This window comes from Thermostichus vulcanus str. 'Rupite' (assembly GCF_022848905.1).
GTDB classification, from domain to species: Bacteria; Cyanobacteriota; Cyanobacteriia; order Thermostichales; family Thermostichaceae; genus Thermostichus; species Thermostichus vulcanus_A.
Genome location: NZ_JAFIRA010000090.1, coordinates 1 through 3796, shown reverse-complemented (window position 1 = coordinate 3796; position 3796 = coordinate 1). Strand labels below are relative to the sequence as shown.

Genomic DNA, 3796 nt, shown 5'->3' with positions numbered 1-3796 from the left:
ACTGCCCCTTAACACCACGACGGAAGGAGAGGGATCCATTCATGCTGGGCAGTTGGCTATGGATTTTGGGGATGGGGTTTTTTGTCGGCCAGATCGTCGGTCGGCTGGGGATGCCCCCATTGCTGGGGATGATCGGGGTGGGGATCCTGCTCGGGCCTCAGATGGGAGATGTCTTGTCTGCAGAGGTGCTGGCGGCAGCCGATGACCTGCGGGTGCTGGCGGTGATGATCATCCTGATGAAGGCAGGTCTGGGGCTGGATCGGGAGAAGCTGGCCCAACAGGGATCCGTAGCGCTGCGTTTGGGTTTTCTGCCGGCGGCTTGTGAAGCGGTGGTGGTGGCGGTGGTGGCAATGGGCCTGCTGGGCTGGGATTTTCCTACAGGGCTGCTCCTAGGCTGTGTGATTGGGGCGGAGTCGCCGGCAGTGATTGTGCCAGGGATGTTGCGACTGAAAAGCTTGGGCTGGGGAGTCACAAAAGGGATCCCAGATGCCATTTTGACCGGCAGTGCCCTTTCGGATGTGCTGTTGCTGTTGGTGTTTAGCTTGTTGCTCAGCTTCTTGGGGCAAGGCAGCGAAGAAAGCATCAGGCTTTTGGGCTGGGAACTCTCCCCTCTGCAATGGCTGCCCATTCAGGTGGGGATCGAGATTACCTTGGGCTTGGGCATAGGCTACCTAGCGGCGCGGGTTTTGGTGTCGTTGCTCACCCAGCAGAATTGGACTCGCAATACGGCCCAAGATGTGCTGTTGGCGGCCTGTATGGCGCTGTGGCTGGTGATTTTCCCGCGGCTGTGGCCCTATTTTTCCGGGTACCTGGCGACAATGGCGATGGGCTTTTTCCTGATTGAGTTGGATGCACCCTTAGCACGAAGGCTGCGGGGCGGGTTCGATACCCTTTGGACAGTGGCGGAGATTGTGTTGTTTGTGCTGCTGGGTGCCTCCCTCAATCTGTCGGTGCTGGGATCCGTGCTTTTGCCGGGGATTCTGCTGTTGGGCCTGGGTTTGCTGGTGGGACGGGGCTTGGGGTGGTGGCTGTCCACGCTGGGGAGTAACTGGAATCGCAGGGAAAAGCTGTTTTTGCTGCCGGGGAATATGGCTAAGGCAACAGTGCAGGCGGCGATTGGTGGGATCCCACTGGCGGAAGGCATTGGCGGTGGGGAGACCATCCTGGCTCTGGCGGCTCTGTCAATTCTGGTTACCGCTCCTCTGGGGGCTTGGTCCACTCAGGTGTTTGCCCCTCGGCTCTTGGAAAAGGGGGAGGTGGATCCCACCAAGGTGGGCAGCCAAGGTCAGGTTCGCTTTTTGGCGGCAGTTGATACCTCTCCCTTGGCGGAGGCGGTGTTGCGGAAGGTGGCTGATTTGGCCCGGCGCGTCGATGGTGAGGTGATCGTGCTGCATATTACGGATGATCCCCAAGGGATCCCGATCCAGGAGTTGCGGCAACAGACTCAGCGGCTTTTGGCGGATATTCGCCATCAATTTTGGCTGCGTTCAGGGCCATTGGCGGAGACGATTGTGAAGGTGGCCAGCGAAGAACAGGTGACGGATGTGGTGATGGGCAAACGCGGCCACCGCGGCTGGGATCAGGTGTTGGTGGGATCCACGTCGCAGGCAGTGTTGGAAACCAGTCCGATCCCGGTGATTTTGGTGGAGGAGAATGGTTTCAAGACCGATCCTGGCTCGCGGCTTTGAACAAAACTCGCCGCACTCTCCAACCTTGCGTCAGCAACCCAACAACGCAACAGCGGACGCCGCTTGCTGAAACAGTTAAGGTCCACAGACGTTTGTGCAGGCATTTGGTAGGTGTGATTGATACACATTGGTCAGAGCTAGGAGGATTGCCAAATCAACAGGTCATCCCTGTTGTAGAGCGATTGATTCACAAAACCGCTCAAAACCCAGATGTGAAATACGCTACGTTTGATAGGGTGTTTCACAAATTTCCAAGCTACTACCGCAGAGGTGCAATTGCCTTTGCGGTTGGGCAAGTGAGTAGTTTTGTGATTCGTTATTAGCAATGGCAGTCAGGCACACACAGTAGACGAGATGCCCAACCTCCTACCCTGAAGCATACAGGCTGCTACCCAACGCTGTACAAAGGGCAATAGGTGGGGGGAGCTTCATGCCTCAGACAACCCACCCAGAAGCCACTTTTCTCCCGTTTTTAAATAGCCTCTTGGGGGGAAATCCTCCTCTAGCTTTCAGGATTTCTTCAATTCATAACTCTTGATAAAGTTCTTGTCAGAAATCTATAGTGGAGATAGAAATCACTTCAATTTACAGCTTTCTCTCGAGTTTGCGATGCGATTTAGGCGATCTGGAATGCAAGCATGATAAAAATTTAACTGTTAAATGAATGGAATGGTCAATGGCTAAAACAAATCACAACACCTAGAGGACATCAATGAGTACCTTTGCTAATCCACCTCAAAAGTGTGTATCTGCTGCTTTCAAGGAAGAAAGCAAGCTACACGATTGCATCCAACGGCTTCTGAATCGGGGGGTTCCGAATGACCGTATTTCCATCATTGGACGTAACTTTCAAACGGAAGCCAAGATCACTGGGTTCGTCACCCGTAAAGATGTCATTGTAGATGGTTTGACCAGTGGTGCTATTTATGGATCCCTGTTTGGCTCTTTGCTGGGAGCACTAACAGGGATTGGGGTTTTGTTCATCCCCTTTTTAGGGGCAGTGGTGGCGGCAGGACCACTGGGAGCAGCCTTGTTGGGAGCAACTGGTGGTGCCCTTTATGGAGCCTTGGGGGCCGGTTTGGGATCAGCTTTGATCTCGCTGGGCATGCCTCAAGATAAGGCAGCCATTTATCAAACCCGTGTCCAGGCAGGTGAGTTTTTGTTAGTGGTGCAAGTACCTGAAGAAAAGTCGGGTGAAACCTACCTGTTACTCCAGAGTGCTGGCGGCGAAGAGCTTTCAATCACGGATTTGAATCTTCCTAGTGAGCCCGAGGGATCCCTTACTCCAGAAACCCTCTCACCGGATATTCGCTCCGATTTGTCTGAAGAGGCGCAGCAAACCTTTGTGGAAGCCTACAATCAAAGTCGGCAAGAGTCTGAGGATCACGGTAATGCTTTGCTCAAGGCATGGGCAAAGGTTAAAAGTCTCTTTGACCGGGATGACCGAGGAATTTTTTCCAAACGAAAATCTTAAGTTCCTAATATCTAATATGGTTTGCCGGACTTTCGAGGCTTGATCAGGAGGCTACCGATGGCCGCCAATGACTTCAAGGATTACTACCAAATCCTGGGGGTAAGCAAGGATGCTACCCCCGACGAGATCAAGCGCGCTTACCGTAAGCTAGCCCGCAAGTATCACCCGGATGTCAATCCTGGTGATCGGGAAGCTGAGGAGCGATTCAAGGCCATTAACGAAGCCCATGAGGTGCTTTCGGATCCGGAAAAACGGCGGCGTTACGACCAGTTTGGTCAGTACTGGCGACAGGGTGGTGATCGAGGCGCTACTGCCGGCTACGGGGATGTCTATGAGAGCTTCAGCCGGTACGGCAGCTTTGATGACTTTATTAACGAGCTGCTAGGACGCATGGGATCCCGTCAGGGATACACTGCAGGTTTTGGGGGGTTCAGGTCAGTCGATCTGCCGGGGCAGGATGTGGAGGCCAGTCTCTCCCTGACGTGGTCAGAAGCCTTTGAGGGTTGCCAAAAGCGGCTGAATCTCAATGGTGAAACCATCACCATTCGCATCCCGCCCGGAGCTAAGCAGGGCAGTCGCATTCGGGTCAAGGGCAAGGGGCAGGTGAGTCCCTTTGGCGGTCAGCAAAGGGGCG

3 protein-coding genes and 1 pseudogene are annotated in these 3796 nt (G+C 54.2%); all 4 read left to right on the top strand.

Annotated features, from left to right (window positions below):
* Positions 1–41 precede the first annotated feature (41 nt).
* Positions 42–1688 carry a cation:proton antiporter domain-containing protein gene (locus JX360_RS17085; protein ID WP_244353398.1) on the top strand — a complete coding sequence of 549 codons (1647 nt, stop codon included), beginning with the start codon at positions 42–44 and terminating at the stop codon, positions 1686–1688.
* Positions 1685–2101 (top strand): annotated as a pseudogene (locus JX360_RS18170) (IS200/IS605 family accessory protein TnpB-related protein); the annotation flags it as partial. The gene JX360_RS17085 and the pseudogene JX360_RS18170, both read left to right, overlap by 4 nt.
* A gap of 299 nt (positions 2102–2400) precedes the next feature.
* Entirely contained in the window at positions 2401–3162 is a 762-nt protein-coding gene (locus JX360_RS17080; RefSeq protein WP_244353387.1) for a ChaB family protein, read from the top strand.
* Between the two features lie 57 nt (positions 3163–3219).
* Positions 3220–3796 (top strand): DnaJ domain-containing protein (locus JX360_RS17075; protein WP_244353386.1); only part of this gene is annotated, 577 nt, incomplete at its 3' end.

Excerpts from the sequence above, each read along its gene's own strand:
- JX360_RS17080 (WP_244353387.1), top strand. The coding sequence starts at position 2,401 with ATGAGTACCTTTGCTAATCCACCTCAAAAGTGTGTATCTGCTGCTTTC.
- JX360_RS17085 (WP_244353398.1), top strand. The coding sequence starts at position 42 with ATGCTGGGCAGTTGGCTATGGATTTTGGGGATGGGGTTTTTTGTCGGC.